Origin of the sequence: Pseudomonas sp. PS01270 (genome assembly GCF_029959775.1) — a bacterium.
In the GTDB taxonomy this organism is placed as follows: domain Bacteria; phylum Pseudomonadota; class Gammaproteobacteria; order Pseudomonadales; family Pseudomonadaceae; genus Aquipseudomonas; species Aquipseudomonas atacamensis.
The window spans coordinates 1-16,644 of record NZ_JASCPT010000115.1 but is presented as its reverse complement, the minus strand read 5'-3'; the positions used below and the strand labels follow the sequence as shown (position 1 = coordinate 16,644).

Annotated in this window: 14 protein-coding genes; 6 read left to right on the top strand and 8 right to left on the bottom strand. The window is 61.3% G+C overall.

Annotated elements, in window-relative coordinates:
• Nucleotides 1-84: 84 nt before the first annotated feature.
• From QMX86_RS22890 to QMX86_RS22865, 6 genes are all read right to left on the bottom strand, one after another.
• Nucleotides 85-264: a hypothetical protein gene (locus QMX86_RS22890; RefSeq protein ID WP_016775003.1), complete on the bottom strand. Its 180-nt coding sequence runs from the start codon at nt 262-264 to the stop codon at nt 85-87.
• 156 nt (nt 265-420) lie between these two features.
• Complete coding sequence (locus QMX86_RS22885; RefSeq protein WP_282386443.1) at nt 421-1,596, bottom strand: lactonase family protein; 1,176 nt, start codon at nt 1,594-1,596, stop codon at nt 421-423.
• Nucleotides 1,583-1,894 (bottom strand): DUF5629 family protein, encoded by a 312-nt coding sequence (locus tag QMX86_RS22880; protein WP_282386445.1) that lies wholly within the window; start codon nt 1,892-1,894, stop codon nt 1,583-1,585. The genes QMX86_RS22885 and QMX86_RS22880 overlap by 14 nt, the downstream gene beginning before the upstream one ends.
• Before the next feature lie 200 nt (nt 1,895-2,094).
• On the bottom strand, nt 2,095-3,675 hold the full coding sequence (locus QMX86_RS22875) for an aldehyde dehydrogenase (NADP(+)) (protein WP_282386448.1): 1,581 nt from the start codon (nt 3,673-3,675) through the stop codon (nt 2,095-2,097).
• Between the two features lie 9 nt (nt 3,676-3,684).
• Nucleotides 3,685-4,677, bottom strand: coding sequence for an AraD1 family protein (gene araD1, locus QMX86_RS22870; protein ID WP_071172696.1), 993 nt, complete (start codon nt 4,675-4,677; stop codon nt 3,685-3,687).
• Nucleotides 4,678-4,833: 156 nt separating this feature from the next.
• On the bottom strand, nt 4,834-6,156 hold the full coding sequence (locus QMX86_RS22865; RefSeq protein ID WP_024013183.1) for an MFS transporter: 1,323 nt from the start codon (nt 6,154-6,156) through the stop codon (nt 4,834-4,836).
• 192 nt (nt 6,157-6,348) lie between these two features.
• Here QMX86_RS22865 and QMX86_RS22860 point away from each other — a divergent pair, with 192 nt between their 5' ends.
• Nucleotides 6,349-8,085 (top strand): IlvD/Edd family dehydratase, encoded by a 1,737-nt coding sequence (locus tag QMX86_RS22860; protein ID WP_071172698.1) that lies wholly within the window; start codon nt 6,349-6,351, stop codon nt 8,083-8,085.
• A gap of 198 nt (nt 8,086-8,283) precedes the next feature.
• Nucleotides 8,284-9,003 carry a FadR/GntR family transcriptional regulator gene (locus QMX86_RS22855; RefSeq protein WP_024013185.1) on the top strand — a complete coding sequence of 240 codons (720 nt, stop codon included), beginning with the start codon at nt 8,284-8,286 and terminating at the stop codon, nt 9,001-9,003.
• Nucleotides 9,004-9,267: 264 nt separating this feature from the next.
• Here the strand turns inward: QMX86_RS22855 and QMX86_RS22850 are convergent, their stop codons facing one another.
• Complete coding sequence (locus QMX86_RS22850) at nt 9,268-11,652, bottom strand: RND family transporter (RefSeq protein ID WP_282386454.1); 2,385 nt, start codon at nt 11,650-11,652, stop codon at nt 9,268-9,270.
• Complete coding sequence (locus QMX86_RS22845; protein ID WP_151553102.1) at nt 11,649-12,692, bottom strand: YCF48-related protein; 1,044 nt, start codon at nt 12,690-12,692, stop codon at nt 11,649-11,651. The genes QMX86_RS22850 and QMX86_RS22845 overlap by 4 nt, the downstream gene beginning before the upstream one ends.
• A gap of 450 nt (nt 12,693-13,142) precedes the next feature.
• Between QMX86_RS22845 and QMX86_RS22840 the strand changes: the two genes are divergently transcribed.
• From QMX86_RS22840 to QMX86_RS22825, 4 genes are read left to right on the top strand one after another with little or no spacing between them, the layout of a single operon-like run.
• Nucleotides 13,143-13,733 carry an amino acid synthesis family protein gene (locus QMX86_RS22840; protein WP_073471126.1) on the top strand — a complete coding sequence of 197 codons (591 nt, stop codon included), beginning with the start codon at nt 13,143-13,145 and terminating at the stop codon, nt 13,731-13,733.
• 31 nt (nt 13,734-13,764) lie between these two features.
• Nucleotides 13,765-14,598, top strand: a complete 834-nt coding sequence (locus tag QMX86_RS22835; protein ID WP_116658480.1) for an alpha/beta fold hydrolase — start codon at nt 13,765-13,767, stop codon at nt 14,596-14,598.
• Entirely contained in the window at nt 14,595-16,076 is a 1,482-nt protein-coding gene (locus QMX86_RS22830) for an aldehyde dehydrogenase (RefSeq protein ID WP_282387690.1), read from the top strand. Before QMX86_RS22835 ends, QMX86_RS22830 begins: the two co-directional genes overlap by 4 nt.
• A 12-nt stretch (nt 16,077-16,088) precedes the next feature.
• A complete protein-coding gene (locus tag QMX86_RS22825; protein WP_110645645.1) occupies nt 16,089-16,574 on the top strand; it encodes a flavin reductase family protein in 486 nt (161 codons plus the stop codon).
• Nucleotides 16,575-16,644 lie beyond the last annotated feature (70 nt).

The window sequence follows — 16,644 nt, the reverse complement described above, 5'->3', positions numbered from 1 at the left end:
TCATGTTACGCGCGCGCGTTGGAGCTGCCGAAGGCTGCGATCAAGATCGCAGCCTTCGGCAGCTCCAACAAGGAGATGGCAATTTCAGGCTTGGGTTTTGTGATCCAGCGCGGCGTAGAAGTTGGCGCTTTGTTGCAGGTATTTCTGGGTGTAGCTCTGGGTGTGGGATTTTTTGCTGGCGATTTCGACGTTGGCACCGGCTGGCAATACCACCGTGGCAGAAATGGCGGAAGCGGCGATGACGGAGAAGAGATTGAAGTTCATGGCGGTAACCCTCGTGTTCGTTTGCTTGGTTTGCCCGGTCGGGCTGTGAAACAAACGTAACGCTCGAGGGTTGCCTCCTTGAAATCTTTTGTAGCATTAGCCGATATCAGTGCAATTAATACAACGATGCAGGCCCCGTAGACCGGGGCCTGTGGCTTATTGTCGCACCAGGAATTTCAGATCGCTTGGCGCGTCGATCGGCAGTTTTTGCACGGTTTTGCCCAGCAGACCGGTCTTGGCATCGCGCTCGACGACGACAATCTGGTTGCTCTTCTGGTTGGCGATCAAGACGAATTTACCGCTCGGATCGAGAGCAAACTCGCGCGGGTGATCACCCTCGACCGAGCGCTTTTGCAGCTCTTTGAGCTGACCGGTCGCAGGATCAATGCTGAACACTACGAGCTGATTGGCCGTGCCGCGATTGCTCACGTAGAGAAACTTGCCGTCAGCCGAGGCATGCAGCGCCGCGCCGGCCTTGTCCGAGGTTGGCTGGCCCGCCGCGAGATCGACCAGTTGCGTCTGGGTCAGCACGCCGTCGTTGTAGTCGAACACCGCAACCTGCGCGCTCATCTCCATGGTCAGCCAAGCGTGTTTGCCATCAGCGCTGAACAGCAGATGACGCGGGCCACTACCGGCCGGCAAGGCTACCGAGGCGGTTTTCGCCGGGGTTAGCGGCAAGTGCGGGTTGGCCTTCGGGTCGTATTGATAGATGAAAACCTTGTCCGCGCCCAAATCATTGGAGAACACATAGCGCCCGTCCGGCGACGACACCGTCGAGTGCACGTGATTCGAGGCCTGACGCTCAGGGTTGACCCGGCTGGCCGGGTGGCCGCTCATCTGCACCACCGGTTTCAGCTGGCCGTCGGCATCGACCGGCAATACCGCCAGGGTACCGCCCGGATCTTCCATCACTGAGTAGTTGCTGACGAACAGGTGTCTGGCATCGGCGCTGAGGCTGGAATGGGTCGGCTCGTTACCGAGGCTCTGCACTTGATTGATCAGGCTCAGCGCATGGGTGTTCGGGTCGATGGCGAAGCTGCTGACGCGGCCGACCGGGTCAGTCTGGCCCGGGCCGTTTTCGTTGACCACGAACAGGCGTTTCTGGTCTTTCGAGAGGGTCAGCCACGAAGGGTTTTCGGTCTTGACCACTTGCAGCGGCTTGGCGTCGATCTGGCCGGTGGCACTGTCGAACTGCATGCGGTAGATGCCCTGGCTGGAACCGGCGGTGTACGAGCCGACCAGCAACTGCAAGGTGTCGGCGCTGGCGCTGGAAAGTCCCATCGCGCCGACGCTGCCGGCCATCAGCAAAGGCCAGAAATTACGCATCTTCATTATTGTCATCCTCATCGTCGCTGCTGCTGACTACGTCGCCGACGCACACCAGACGATGCTCGCCCGTGGTCTTGGTGTCGCTGGCGTAACCGACGATCAGCCAGCTCTGCAGCGTCTCATCGAACGTCGCAGCCGCAACCTGCGCCGGGGTGAATTGCCAGTGCTTGGCTTCACGGCCATCGATGCATTCGATGTGCAGGTTATCGTCCTCGTCGAGGGCGAATTCGAAGGCGTGCAGGCCATCGATTTCGACCATACCGCAATGTTCGAGGGCGTTGAGAAGGGTTTGGGCAGTCATGGCAAACAGTCTTTCTAGGGGGAAAGGGCCAATGATAGCCCAATGTGATCCAGAGGCCCCTGCTGGAACCTTGATCGTTCCCACGCTCCGCGTGGGAATGCCTCAAGGGACGCTCCGCGTTCCAGTGGGACGCAGAGCGTCCCGGGCTGCATTCCCACGCAGAGCGTGGGAACGATCAACACAAAAAATCGCGGTGTTGGCTAGATCGCCTCACGCGATGGCTTGCCATCCACCAAACGCTGAATCCGCAGCGGGTTGGCGTTTTTCAGCGGTTCGGGCAGCAAGCTGTCTGGGTAGTTCTGGAAGCACACCGGGCGCAGGAAGCGATCGATCGCCAGCGTGCCCACCGAAGTGCCGCGCGCATCGGACGTCGCCGGGTACGGGCCGCCATGCACCATCGAATCGCACACTTCGACACCGGTGGGATAACCGTTGAGCAGGATGCGCCCGACCTTTTGTTCCAGCAGCGGCGTCAGCTCGGCGAATTGCTCGAAGTCAGACGGCTCGCCGATGATTGTCGCGGTCAATTGACCGTGCAGGCCGTGCAGCGCCGCGCTCAGTTGTGCCTGATCGGCCACTTCGACGATTACTGTGGTCGGGCCGAACACTTCTTCCTGCAGCACTTCATCGCCGTTGATCAACAGGCTGACATCGGCCTTGAACAACTGCGGCTGCGCCTGATTGCCCTGCTGCGGATTACCGGCCAGATGCTCGATGCCGCTGTGCGCCAGGAGTTTTTCCAGGCCTTTGCCATAGCTGCCGAGGGTGCCGGCGTTGAGCATGGTTTGCGCCGGTTGATCACCGATTGCAGCGGCGACTTGTTGGACAAACGCGCTGAACTGCGGCGAGCGAATACCGATGACCAGACCCGGGTTGGTGCAGAACTGACCGCACCCCTGAACCACCGAAGCGGTGAGGTCGCGCGCGACGGTTTCCGGACGTGTGGACAGTGCTTGCGGCAAAACGATCACCGGGTTGATGCTCGACATCTCGGCGAACACCGGGATCGGTTGCGGACGTGCGGCAGCCATGTCGCACAAGGCGCGACCGCCCTTCAGCGAACCGGTGAAACCAACGGCCTGAATCGCCGGATGCTTGACCAGCCATTCACCGACGCCGCCACCGTAGATCATGTTGAACACGCCGGCAGGCATGCCGGTTTTTTCCGCCGCACGAATAATCGCGTCGGCGACCAGTTCAGCCGTGGCCATGTGGCCGCTGTGCGCCTTGAACACCACCGGGCAACCGGCGGCCAGTGCTGCTGCGGTATCGCCACCGGCAGTGGAGAACGCCAGCGGGAAGTTGCTGGCACCAAACACGGCGACCGGGCCGAGGCCGATGCGGTACTGACGCAGATCCGGACGTGGCAGCGGCTGGCGATCCGGCAATGCCTGATCGATCCGTGCGCCGTAAAAATCACCACGACGCAGGACTTTGGCGAACAGACGCATCTGCCCGCTGGTGCGACCGCGCTCGCCCTGAATGCGTCCGGCCGGCAGCGCGGTTTCGCGGCAGACCACGGCAACGAAGTCGTCGCCAAGCGCATCGAGTTCATCGGCGACTGCGTCGAGGAACTGCGCGCGACGTTCGGCGCTGAGGCTGCGATAGGTCGGGTAAGCCGCAGCGGCGGCCTTGGCGGCGGCATCGACCTCTTCGGCCGTGGCCTGAATGAAATCATGCGGCAAGGCATCGCCCGTGCTGGCGTCGACCGAGTGCAGTTTGACGCTGCCGGCGGCGCTGCGCTGACCGCCGATGTAGTTGTGACCGAGAATCTGAGTCATGGGATCTCCTTAAAGGGTGCCGATGCTGTCCGGTTCAAAAGCCGCCTGAACCGGTGCGATACCGTTGACCAGCGGTGCGCCGAAGTCGGCCTGGCTGATCTCGAACGTGTCGCCCGGCTGGGTGCGGATGCCGTCGGCAAACGACAGGGTCGCGGTGCCGAAAAAATGAATGTGCACGTCGCCCGGACGCAGGAACTGCCTGTATTTGAAGTGGTGGTACTCGAGGTTCGCCAGGCTGTGGCACATGTTGGCCTCGCCACTGAGGAACTCGTTCTGCCAGAGCACTTCGCCGTCACGCAGGATTCGGCTGGTGCCGGCAAGGTGTTGAGGCAATTCACCGGTACGAAGTTCCGGGCCATAACTGCAACTGCGCAATTTCGAGTGCGCCAGGTACAGGTAATTCTTGCGCTCCATGACGTGGTCGGAGAACTCGTTGCCCACCGCGAAACCGAGGCGATACGGCTTGCCATCGTTGCCGATGACATACAGGCCGGCCATCTCCGGCTCTTCGCCGGCGTCTTCGGCGAACGGCGGCAGCGGGAACGGCTGCCCCGGACGCACGACAATGCTGCCGTCGCCCTTGTAGAACCACTCCGGTTGCACACCGGCCTGCCCCGCCGCTGGTTTACCGCCCTCCACGCCCCATTTGAAAATGCGCATGGTGTCGGTCATCGCCGCTTCATCGCCGGCCTGCTGGTGCATCTTGTCGCGCGCCGAAGCACTGCCCAGATGGGTCAGACCAGTACCGCTGACCAGCATGTGTGCCGGGTCCGGGTGATCGAGTGGCGGCAGGATGCGCAGGTCTTTGAGCAACTGCGCGTAGTCGTGGCTGGCACCGAGGCCGAGGCTTTGCACTTGCTGCTCAAGGGAGCTGCCGGCCTCGATTGCGGCCAGGGCCAGATCACGGACACTGCGGGCGTCCTCGACTTCGCGGACCTGACCGTTGTCGACCACGCCGACACGGCGCTCGCCGTTGGGTAATTCGAATTGAACCAGATGCATATGTCCTCTCCTTTATCCAAAATTCCGAAACACCGCAAAACCCTGTGGGAGCTGGCTTGCCAGCGATAGCAACCTGTCTGACACGTCAATGTTGGATGTGCCGCCATCATCGCTGGCAAGCCAGCTCCCACAGGGGGGGTAATTGATCCATAGGTGTCAGGTTCGGGTCGCGCCACGGGCGCTGGCGGCGAACTGGTCGACGGGCAACACGTGTTTGCGTTCCAGCACGCGATAAACGATGCCGGTCAGAATCAGCCCGAACACCATCACGCCCGAGAGGAAGTACAGTCCGGACGCCAGATTGCCGGTGTATTCCTTCAAAGCGCCGATCACGAACGGCCCGATGTAACCGCCGAGGTTGCCCACCGAGTTGATCAAGGCAATCCCCGCCGCAGCACTCGCGCCAGCAAAGAAGCGACCGGGCAAGGTCCAGAACACGGCGGTGCACGAGAACAACGCAAACGCCACCAGACACAGCGCCGCCAGTTGCGCCACCGGCAGCGACAGCCAGGCACTGAGGAACAGGCCCAGCGCACCGAGTACATAGAGCACCGCCAAGTGGCCGTAGCGATCATTCAAGCGGTCGGAGCTGCGCGGAATGATCAGCAGGCCGATGATCCCGAAAATGTATGGCACCGAAGAAACGAACCCGGTGACCAGATCGCTGCCGCCGAACTGTTTGATCAACGTCGGCAGCCACAGGCCCAGACCATAAATGCTCAGGGTCACCGGCAGATAGAACAGCGCCAGCAGCAACACGCGTTTGTCTTTCAACGCATGCAGAGGGTTGCCGTGACGGGTCTGGCCGTACTCCTGCAAGTCCTTTTTCAGCTCGCCGGTCAGCCAGTCTTTTTCCGCCTGATCCATCCACTTCACTTGCTGCGGGCCGTCCGGCAGCCAGCGCAGGACCGGCCAGGTCAGCAGGATCGCCGGCGTGCCGATGACGATGAACAGCCACTGCCAGCCATGCAGACCAAGGATGCCGTCCATGCCCAGCAAGCCACCGGACACGGGACCGGTGATCATCATCGCGATGGGTTGCGAGAGGATGAACAGGCCGAGGATCTTGCCGCGATGGCGCACCGGGAACCATTGGGTGATGTAGTACAGCACGCCGGGGAAGAAGCCCGCCTCGGCCGCGCCGAGCAGAAAGCGCATCACATAGAAGCTGTGCGGCCCTTGCACGAAGGCCATGCCGATGGTGATCGCGCCCCAGGTGATCATGATCCGCGCGAACCAGCGCCGCGCGCCGAAGCGTTCGAGCATCAGGTTGCTGGGAATCTCGAGAAGGAAGTAACCAATGAAGAACAGCCCGGCACCGAGGCCATAGGCCGCATCGCCGATGCCGATGTCGGCGCCCATGTGCAGCTTGGCGAAGCCGACGGCGGAGCGATCCACATAGGCGATCAGGTACAGCAGGATCAGGAAGGGAATCAGTTTCAGTGTGATGCGCCGGACAAGCCGCAATTCCTGGCTCATGAGATCGGTCTCCGATTGTTGTTTTTATAGAACCTCGGGGGACGCCTCTCGCCAAAAAAGCCAGGGCCATCCCTCCGTCGAAAACGACTATATAGTAATACTAATTACCCAACAACTCTTCCAAAGCGCGGATTTTGAGCTTAGATTAAGCGTCAGCTCGCAAACAATAGTCTTACAATAAGAGAATCGATCATGTCTGATAAGAAACCCACCCTGCGCTCCGCCCAATGGTTTGGCACGGCCGACAAGAACGGCTTCATGTACCGCAGCTGGATGAAGAATCAGGGCATCGCCGACCATCAGTTCCACGGCAAGCCGATCATCGGCATCTGCAATACCTGGTCGGAACTGACTCCGTGCAACGCGCACTTCCGCCAGATCGCGGAGCACGTCAAACGCGGGGTGATCGAGGCCGGTGGTTTTCCGGTGGAATTCCCGGTGTTCTCCAATGGCGAATCGAACCTGCGCCCGACCGCCATGCTCACCCGCAACCTGGCGAGCATGGACGTTGAAGAAGCGATTCGCGGCAACCCGATCGACGGCGTGGTGCTGCTCACCGGTTGCGACAAAACCACTCCAGCACTGCTGATGGGCGCGGCCAGTTGCGACGTGCCGGCCATCGTCGTCACCGGCGGGCCGATGCTCAACGGCAAGCACAAAGGCAAGGACATCGGTTCCGGCACCGTGGTCTGGCAGCTCAGCGAACAGGTCAAGGCCGGCACCATCACCATCGATGACTTCCTCGCAGCCGAGGGCGGCATGTCGCGTTCGGCGGGCACCTGCAACACCATGGGCACCGCGTCGACCATGGCGTGCATGGCTGAAGCGCTGGGCACTTCGCTGCCGCACAACGCGGCGATTCCGGCCGTAGATGCGCGCCGTTATGTGCTGGCGCACATGTCCGGCATGCGTGCGGTGGAGATGGTGCGTGAAGACCTGAAACTGTCGAAGATCCTCACCAAGGAAGCCTTCGAAAACGCTATTCGTGTCAACGCTGCCATCGGCGGTTCGACCAACGCCGTGATCCACTTGAAAGCCATCGCCGGGCGCATCGGCGTCGAGCTCGACCTGGACGACTGGACCCGCATCGGTCGCGGCATGCCGACCATCGTCGACCTGCAACCGTCCGGGCGTTTCCTGATGGAAGAGTTCTACTACGCCGGCGGTTTGCCAGCGGTACTGCGTCGCCTCGGTGAAGCCAATCTGATCCCCAACCCGAACGCACTGACCGTCAACGGCAAGTCCATCGGCGAGAACACCAAGGACGCGCCGATCTATGGCGAAGACCAAGTGATCCGCACCCTCGACAATCCGATTCGCGCTGACGGTGGCATCTGTGTGTTGCGCGGCAATCTGGCGCCGTTGGGCGCGGTGCTCAAGCCGTCCGCCGCTAGCGCTGAACTGATGCAGCATCGCGGACGTGCGGTGGTGTTCGAGAACTTCGACATGTACAAGGCGCGGATCAACGATCCGGAGCTGGACGTCGATAAGGATTCGATTCTGGTGATGAAAAACTGCGGGCCGAAGGGTTATCCGGGCATGGCTGAAGTCGGCAACATGGGCCTGCCGGCCAAACTGTTGGCAGAAGGCGTGACCGACATGGTGCGCATTTCCGATGCACGCATGAGCGGCACCGCGTACGGCACGGTGGTTTTGCACGTCGCCCCGGAAGCCGCAGCCGGCGGGCCTTTGGCGGCAGTAAAGGAAGGCGACTGGATCGAACTCGATTGCGCCAGCGGCCGTCTGCATCTGGACATTCCGGATGCTGAACTGGCCGCGCGAATGGCCGATCTGCAAGCACCGCAACAGTTGCTGGTGGGCGGTTATCGTCAGCTGTACATCGACCACGTGCTGCAGGCGGATCAGGGTTGCGACTTTGACTTCCTGGTTGGCTGCCGAGGCGCTGAAGTCCCCCGCCACTCTCATTGACACCCCACTGATCGTTCCCACGCTCCGCGTGGGAATGCAGCCCGGGACACGCTCCGCGTCCCTTTCAGAGCTGGAACGCGGAGCGTCCCTTGAGGCATTCCCACGCAGAGCGTGGGAACGATCATTGCCTACCTCAAGATTGTGCCGTGCCTGCTATGATGCGCGGCATCTCCATCGCTCAGGATCGCGCCACTCCCCATGGATTACCGCAAACCTTCCGACCGTAAAAGCATGCACTCGCGCATCGTCCAGGAACTGGGCATGCAGATCGTCTCCGGACGCTTTTTGCCCGACGACAAACTGCCCGCCGAAGCCCTGCTGTGCGAGGAGTACGCGGTCAGTCGCCCGGTATTGCGCGAAGCGACGCGGGTGCTGGTGGCCAAGGGTCTGGTGTATTCCAAACCGCGCGTCGGCACCGTGGTCAAGGCTCGCCGCGAATGGCACATGCTCGACCCGGACGTGCTGCACTGGCTGATGCAAAGCAGCCCGCAAAATGAATTCTTCAACGTGCTGACCAGCGTGCGCAGCATCATCGAACCGGCAGCGGCCGCCCTCGCCGCTCAGCATGCGACTGATGCCGACATCGCCGCGATCAACGAAGCCTACCAACGCATGGAAGCCGCGCCGACCCCGGAAGCGCTGTTGCAGCCGGACCTGGACTTCCACAGCCGCATCGCCGATGCGACGCACAACGACTTGCTGGCGAACCTGTGCAACATGTTGGCGGTAGCGATTGCCGAGGCGTTGAAGCATTCCAATCAGCGGCCGAATCTGCATGAACTGGCGTTGCCCAGGCACAAGGCGATTCTGACCGCCATCGAGAACCGCGATGCCCTGGGTGCCCGGCATGCGACGTTGGTGCAGCTGGATGATGCGCGTAGTGCGTTGAGTGTGGTGCTGGGTGCTGAGCTTTCTTAGGGCTTGAGACCGCTTGCCCTCACCCTAGCCCTCTCCCAGAGGTAGAGGGGACCGATTGGGGAATATTTGAGATTTACGCCGACTTGAACGTTCTGCTGTGAATCCATAACCGACTCGGTATTTCAGGTCGATATATCTAGCCGCACCCCTCGGTCAGTCCCCTCTCCCTCCGGGAGAGGGCTAGGGTGAGGGGCTCTTGATCTTGATTCACAAAAAAAGCCGCAACCCCTCAAGGTTGCGGCTTTGTCGTTTCAGGCCTTCAGATCAATGGGCAAACAGCGAATTGCCCTTCTGCCCCGCCAGCTTCTCAGGCTTGATCAGGAACTTCGCCAGCGCTGGCAGCAGCCACAGCGCACCGAACATGTTCCACAGCAGCATGAAGGTCAGCATCAGGCCCATGTCGGCCTGGAACTTGATCGCCGAGAAGATCCAGGTGCACACGCCGATCGCCAGGCACAGGCCGGTGAACAGCACCGCTTTACCGGTCGACTTCAGCGTCTGGTAATAGGCTTCCTGCAACGGCAGCCCGGCACGCAGGAAACTTTCCAGGCGGCTGTAGATGTAGATGCCGTAATCCACGCCAATCCCCACGCCCAACGCCACCACCGGCAGCGTCGCAACCTTCACGCCGATGCCCATGAACGCCATCAGCGCGTTGCCGAGTACCGAGGTGAGCACCAGCGGCAGGACGATGCACAGCGTCGCCGCCCACGAGCGGAAGGTGATCATGCACATCACTGCCACGCAGATGTACACCAGAATCAGGATGGTCAGCTCGGCCTGTTTGATGACTTCGTTGGTGGCCGCTTCGATCCCGGCGTTACCGGCAGCGAGGATGAATTCCAGGCCGTCCTTGTTGTTTTCCTTGGCGAACTCCTGCACCGCGTTGACCGCACGATCGAGGGTTTCGGCCTTGTGGTCGTTGAGGAACACCAGCACTGGCGCCAGCGAGCAGCTGTTGTTGTACAGGCCATCGGCGCGGGCGATCGAGTTGTTCAGTACGTCCGGGTTGCGCGACAGGGTTTCCCATTTCAGGTTGCCCTCGTTCATGCCCTTGATCATCTGCTTGGACACGGTCACCAGCGAGATCGCCGACTGCACGCCCTCGGTGTTCTGCATCTTCCACATCAGTTGATCGATCGGCGCCATGGCTTCGTAGCGCGAGCAGCCTTCGGCCTTGGTCTTGACCATCACCACCAGCACGTCGGAGCTGGTCGAGTAGTTGCTGATGATGAAGTTGTTGTCTTTGTTGTAGCGCGAGTCCGGACGCAGTTCCGGCGCGCCTTGGTCGAGGTCGCCGATCTTCAGGTTCTGGCTGTACCAGAGGCCGCCACCGAAAGCGATCAGGGCCAAGGCTACCGAAATCGGTGCGACTTTCGGGCTGGCGAAGTTCGACAGCAGGCGCCAGAACGGGTGTTCACGGTTGGCGTCCTTCTTGCTCTTGGCAATCGCGCGCTTGCTGATGCCGACATAGGAAATCGCCACCGGCAGCAGGATCAGGTTGGTGAACACGATCACCGCAACGCCGATGGACGCACCGATAGCCAGTTCACGGATCACGCCGATGTCGATGATCAGCAGAGTGATGAAGCCCACCGCATCGGCCAGAATCGCGATCATCCCCGGCAGGAACAACTGGCGGAAGGTGCGCCGTGCAGCGGTCAGGGCGTTATCGGCCTCACTGGATTGCAGGGCGATACCGTTGATCTTCTGCACGCCGTGGGAAATGCCGATGGCGAAAATCAGGAACGGCACCAGCATCGAATACGGGTCGAGCCCGAAGCCGAAGAAGTGCATCAACCCGAGCTGCCAGACCACCGCCACCAGCGTCGTGCTCAACACCGCGATGGTGCTGCGCAGGCAGTTGGTGAACCACAGCAGCAGTATCAGGGTGATGACGAAGGCGACACCGAAGAACAGCACCACCATCACCAGACCGTCGATCAGGTCGCCGACCTTCTTGGCGAATCCAACGATGTGGATCTTGATGTTGGGGTTCTGCGCTTCGAACTTGTTGCGGATCTTGTCTTCGAGTTCATGGGAGAACTGGCGATAGTCCAGCGCCAGCAACTTGCCCTGATCCTGCGGGTCCGGATAGGCCTCGAGCAGCGGGATGTCGACGATGCTCGACTTGAAGTCGTTGGCCACCAGACGCCCGACCTGGCCGGACTTGAGCACGTTGTTGCGCAGCATATCGAGGCTGTCCTGCGAGCCGTTGTAGCTCTGCGGAATCACTTCGCCGCCGGCGAAACCCTCTTCGGTCACTTCGGTCCAGCGTACGCTCGGGCTCCACAGCGATTTGAGGCCGGAACGGTCGACGCCGGAAATGTAGAACACTTCGTCGTTGATCTGGCGCAGGGTCTCCATGTACTCCTTGGAGAAGATGTCGCCGTCGGTGGCTTCCACCGAAATACGCACGGTGTTGCCGAGGTTCGCCAGATCGTTGCGGTGCTCCATCATCTTTTCGATGAAGGGATGCTGCAGCGGGATCATTTTTTCAAAACTGGTCGACGGCCGAATCAGCGTGGCCTGCCAGAACAGGAAAATGCTCACCACCAGGCAGATCAGGATCACGGCCGGACGGTTGTTGAAGATCAGGCGCTCGAGAACCGTCGCCTTTTCCTGCTGAGGAGTGATCAAGGAAGTCATAGCCCCGCCTTCTTGTTATTGGTCTCGGCACCGTTTGGCTGGGTGATGTGCAAGCCACCCTGCCCGGTCAGAATCAGGTTGCCGTTGCCGGCGGCGGTGACCGACGACAGCGAAATGCGATCCGGGCGGTTGAACACGCTGAAGGTTTCGCCGTTGTCGCTGCTGCTGATCACCGAGCCGCCGTTGCCGACGATGACGATCGAGCCGTCTTCCAGCAGCGTGCCGCCGGACAGGCCGAACTCCAGCGCACCGCGTGCGGCTTTGAGTTCGACCTGCTCCCAGTTGCTGCCGAAATCAGTGGAGCGATAAAGATTGCCGCGCAAGCCGTACGCCAGCAGGGTCTGCGGCTGCGCCGTGCCGATCACGCCGAACAGCGAACCTTCGTACGGGCCTTCAAGCTTTTCCCAGGTCTGGCCGTTATCGGCGGAGCGGAACATGCTGCCGGACTCGCCGACGATGAACAGCCCGGCGTCTTTCACGGCGGCGATGGCGTTGAGGTGGAACTGGTCTTCGTTGTCGAGGCGATCGCTGACGTCTTCCCAGTTTTTGCCGCCGTCGGTGGTTTCCAGCAGCGTGCCGTAGGCGCCCACGGCAAAGCCGCTGCTGGCGTCCTTGAACCAGACGTCGAGCAGCGGCGATTCGCGTGCGAGGTCTTCGAATTGTTTGGTCCAGGTCAGACCGCCGTCTGCGCTGGCGAGAATTTGTGCGTCGTGGCCCACGGCCCAGCCGTTTTTGTCATCGACGAAATACACGGCAGTGAGCAGTTGCCGGGTCGGCACCTTGGCCTGGGTCCAGGTTTTGCCCTGGTCATCAGAATAGACGATGTGCCCGCGATCGCCGACCGCGACCAGACGCGCGCCAGCGTGGACGACATCAAGAATCAGGCTTTTTGCGGCCTTGGCCGATTCGGTGGCATAGACCACGTCAGCCGGGGCCTCGGCGGCAATCACAGGTGCCGATAACGTGGCGAAGCCCAGCAGCGAGAGTGCTGTGGCCAGCAACGCGGTGTTGCGTAACGCCGGCGGGCGGCAACGACTCATAGACCTTCCCCTATTTATTATTGTTGGGCCATCGGGCCTTCAAGGGCGCCGCAAGAGTGCTCGGCTAGTGGCAGATCAGAAGCATAGTCCTGAAACCCGCAATCCAGAGCCCCTTCGGAAGCTGGCTCATCCTATCGGGCTTTGCAAATGTCTGACAATCGGCGCCGCGTTATCTTTTGTTAACCGAAAGCGGCTCTCTGTAACCGAGGAATTCCCCTGTGGGAGCGAGCTTGCTCGCGAAAGCGCCGGGTCTGGCAATGAAGATGTCGACTGGAGGGGCCTCTTCGCGAGCAAGCTCGCTCCCACAGGGGTTGGCGGTAGCTTGGGGATTTGAATACATGACCATTCGCCGGGGTGATGAGGCAAATCTCATCAGAGGGACTTGCAGGATCGGTATTATGGTATACCATCAGACGCACAGACACTCTCAATCCCCCAACGGAGCAGCTCATGAGTTTCGAAATTCGCAAGATCGTCAGCTATGTCGAAGAAACCTTCATCGAAGGCGGCAAGGCTACTGACAAGCCGGTGACCATGGTCGGCCTCGCCGTGGTGATGAAGAACCCGTGGGTGGGCAACGGTTTTGTCGAAGACCTCAAGCCGCAGATCCGCGCCAACTGCTCCGACCTCGGCGCAATGATGGTCGAACGCTTGGTCGGGATCATCGGCGGTGCCGAGAAGATCGAGGCCTACGGCAAAGCGGCGGTCGTCGGCGCTGATGGCGAGATCGAGCACGCGTCGGCGGTGATCCACACCCTGCGCTTCGGTAACCACTATCGCGAAGCGGTAAAAGCCAAGAGCTACCTGAGCTTTACCAACAAGCGCGGCGGCCCGGGCACTTCAATTCAGATCCCGATGATGCACAAGGACGACGAAGGCCTGCGTTCGCACTACATCACCCTGGAAATGCAGATCGAAGACGCGCCGCGTGCTGACGAAATCGTCGTCGTGCTCGGTTGCGCCGACGGTGGCCGCTTGCACCCGCGCATCGGCAACCGCTACATCGATCTGGAAGAACTGGCTGCCGAACAAGCCCAGTAATCACAATAAAAAGGCATTGCAGGAGCGCTCCATGATTCGGCTCACCGCTGAACTCACCCCGGCTGGCACCAGTTACCTGGCGACCGGCCAAGGCCAGCCCGTGGTCTTGATCCACGGCGTGGGCCTGAACAAAGAAATGTGGGGCGGGCAGATTGTCGGCCTCGCCAGCCAGTACCAGGTGATCGCCTACGACATGCTCGGCCACGGCGCCAGCCCGCGCCCGGCCAGCGGCACCGACCTGCTCGGTTACGCCGATCAGTTGCTCGAGCTGCTCGATCACCTCAATCTGCCCCAGGCAGCGGTGATCGGTTTCTCCATGGGCGGCCTGGTCGCGCGGGCCTTCGCCCTGCATTACCCGGAGCGCCTGCAAAGCCTGGTGGTGCTGAACAGCGTGTTCAACCGCAGCGAAGAACAGCGTGCCGGCGTGATTGCCCGCACTGCACAGGCTGCCGAACACGGCCCGGACGCCAATGCCGAAGCGGCGTTGTCGCGCTGGTTCAGCCGTGAATATCAGGCGGCCAACCCGGCGCAGATCGCCGCGTTGCGCCAGACCTTGGCCAACAACGATCCGCAGGGCTACCTGACCACCTACGAATTGTTTGCCACCCAGGACATGTACCGCGCCGACGACCTGAGCAGCATTCAGGCACCGACGCTGATCGCCACCGGCGAACTCGACCCCGGTTCGACCCCGGAAATGGCCGAGCAACTGGCCCGACGCATCCCCGGCGCGAAGGTTGCCGTGCTGCCCGAGCAACGGCATATGATGCCGGTAGAGTCGCCGCGTCTGGTCAACCAGATGCTGCTGGAATTTCTCCAATTCGCACACTCCCGACAAAACCATATAAAGGGGATCGTTGCATGACACTCGCACGCTTCCAGATGTGCATCGGCGGAGACTGGGTCGACGCCCTCTCCGGCAAGACCTTCGAAAGCCTCAACCCGGCCTCCGCGCAAGCCTGGGCGGAACTGCCCGACGCCGATGAAGCGGACGTCGAACGCGCCGTGCAAGCAGCGCAAACTGCTTTTAACAGCCCGGCCTGGCGCGGCCTGACCGCCACTGCGCGCGGCAAACTGCTGCGCCGCCTCGGTGATCTGATCGCAGAAAACAAGGAACACCTGGCGCAGCTGGAAAGCCGCGACAACGGCAAGCTGATCCGCGAAACCCGTGGCCAGGTCAGCTACCTGCCGGAGTTCTTCCACTACACCGCAGGCCTGGCTGACAAACTGGAAGGCGGCACCCTGCCGCTGGACAAGCCTGACCTGTTTGCCTACACCGTGCACGAAGCCATGGGTGTGGTCGCCGCGATCATTCCATGGAACAGCCCGCTGTACCTGACCGCGATCAAACTGGCCCCGGCCCTCGCCGCCGGCAACACGATTGTGATCAAGCCGTCCGAGCACGCCTCGGCGACCATTCTCGAGCTGGCACGCCTGGCCCTCGAAGCCGGGATTCCGCCGGGCGTGGTCAACGTCGTCACCGGTTACGGCCCGAGCACCGGCGCCGCCCTCACCCGCCATCCGCTGATCCGCAAGATCGCCTTCACCGGCGGCGCGGCCACGGCACGGCATGTGGTGCGCAGCAGCGCCGAGAACTTCGCCAAGCTGTCGCTGGAGCTGGGCGGCAAGTCGCCGAATATCATCTTCGCCGACGCCGATCTGGACAGTGCAATTAACGGTGCGATTGCCGGCATCTACGCCGCGTCCGGGCAGAGTTGCGTATCCGGTTCGCGCTTGCTGGTGCAGGACGAAATCTACGACGAATTCGTCAATCGTCTGGTCGAGCGCGCCCAGCGCATCCGCATCGGCAACCCGCAGGAAGACAACAGTGAAATGGGTCCGATGGCCACCGCGCAGCAACTGGCGGTGGTCGAAGGTCTGGTCGCCGATGCGATCGCCGAAGGCGCGCGTTTGCGCACCGGCGGCAAGCGTCCGGCGGATCTCGGTGAAGGCTGGTTCTACGAGCCGACGCTGTTCGAGTGCGACCGCAATTCGATGAAGATCATGCAGGAAGAAGTCTTCGGCCCGGTCGCCTCGGTGATTCGTTTCAAAGACGAAGCCGAAGCGCTGGCGATCGCCAATGACTCACAGTTCGGCCTCGCTGCCGGCATCTGGACCCGTGACCTGGGTCGTGCCCATCGTCTGGCGCGGGATGTGCGCTCGGGGATCATCTGGGTCAACACTTACCGCGCGGTGTCGGCGATGGCGCCGATCGGCGGCTTCAAGAACAGTGGCTATGGACGCGAAAGCGGCATCGATTCGGTGCTGGCCTACACCGAACTGAAAACGGTGTGGATCAACCTCTCCCAGGCGCCAATGCCTGATCCGTTTGTGATGCGCTAGGAGTCCTGCGAAATGATCGAACCCGGCATTTACAAAGACGTCATGAGCTCGTTTCCGTCCGGCGTCACGGTGGTCACCACCCTCGACCCGGACGGCGGCATCGTCGGCATCACCGCCAGCGCGTTCAGCGCGCTGTCGATCGACCCGGCGCTGGTGCTGTTCTGCCCCAACTATGCGTCCGACACCTACCCGGTGCTGCGCGACAGCAAGAAATTCGCTATCCATTTGCTCTCTGCCGAGCAGACCGCCGAAGCCTACGCGTTCGCCGGCAAGGGCAAGGAAAAGGCCAAGGGCATCGAATGGCACCTGAGCGATCTGGGCAACCCGATTCTGGCCAAGGCCACGGCGATCATCGAGTGCGAGTTGTGGCGTGAATACGACGGCGGCGATCACGCGATCATTGTCGGCGCAGTGAAGAACCTGATCCTGCCCGAGCAACCGGTGACGCCGATGATTTATCACAAGGGCAAGCTCGGTGCGTTGCCGCCCCTGGCCTGACAGCCAGACACGATTGCCAATGTGGGAGCGAGCCTGCTCGCGAAAGCGGTCGATCATTCAACATTTGCAT

Excerpts from the sequence above, each read along its gene's own strand:
- QMX86_RS22830 (WP_282387690.1), top strand. The coding sequence starts at position 14,595 with ATGACACTCGCACGCTTCCAGATGTGCATCGGCGGAGACTGGGTCGAC.
- QMX86_RS22845 (WP_151553102.1), bottom strand. The coding sequence starts at position 12,692 with ATGAGTCGTTGCCGCCCGCCGGCGTTACGCAACACCGCGTTGCTGGCC.
- QMX86_RS22860 (WP_071172698.1), top strand. The coding sequence starts at position 6,349 with ATGTCTGATAAGAAACCCACCCTGCGCTCCGCCCAATGGTTTGGCACG.
- QMX86_RS22835 (WP_116658480.1), top strand. The coding sequence starts at position 13,765 with ATGATTCGGCTCACCGCTGAACTCACCCCGGCTGGCACCAGTTACCTG.
- QMX86_RS22865 (WP_024013183.1), bottom strand. The coding sequence starts at position 6,156 with ATGAGCCAGGAATTGCGGCTTGTCCGGCGCATCACACTGAAACTGATT.
- QMX86_RS22885 (WP_282386443.1), bottom strand. The coding sequence starts at position 1,596 with ATGAAGATGCGTAATTTCTGGCCTTTGCTGATGGCCGGCAGCGTCGGC.
- QMX86_RS22840 (WP_073471126.1), top strand. The coding sequence starts at position 13,143 with ATGAGTTTCGAAATTCGCAAGATCGTCAGCTATGTCGAAGAAACCTTC.
- QMX86_RS22875 (WP_282386448.1), bottom strand. The coding sequence starts at position 3,675 with ATGACTCAGATTCTCGGTCACAACTACATCGGCGGTCAGCGCAGCGCC.
- QMX86_RS22825 (WP_110645645.1), top strand. The coding sequence starts at position 16,089 with ATGATCGAACCCGGCATTTACAAAGACGTCATGAGCTCGTTTCCGTCC.
- QMX86_RS22890 (WP_016775003.1), bottom strand. The coding sequence starts at position 264 with ATGAACTTCAATCTCTTCTCCGTCATCGCCGCTTCCGCCATTTCTGCC.
- QMX86_RS22855 (WP_024013185.1), top strand. The coding sequence starts at position 8,284 with ATGGATTACCGCAAACCTTCCGACCGTAAAAGCATGCACTCGCGCATC.
- QMX86_RS22850 (WP_282386454.1), bottom strand. The coding sequence starts at position 11,652 with ATGACTTCCTTGATCACTCCTCAGCAGGAAAAGGCGACGGTTCTCGAG.
- araD1 (WP_071172696.1), bottom strand. The coding sequence starts at position 4,677 with ATGCATCTGGTTCAATTCGAATTACCCAACGGCGAGCGCCGTGTCGGC.
- QMX86_RS22880 (WP_282386445.1), bottom strand. The coding sequence starts at position 1,894 with ATGACTGCCCAAACCCTTCTCAACGCCCTCGAACATTGCGGTATGGTC.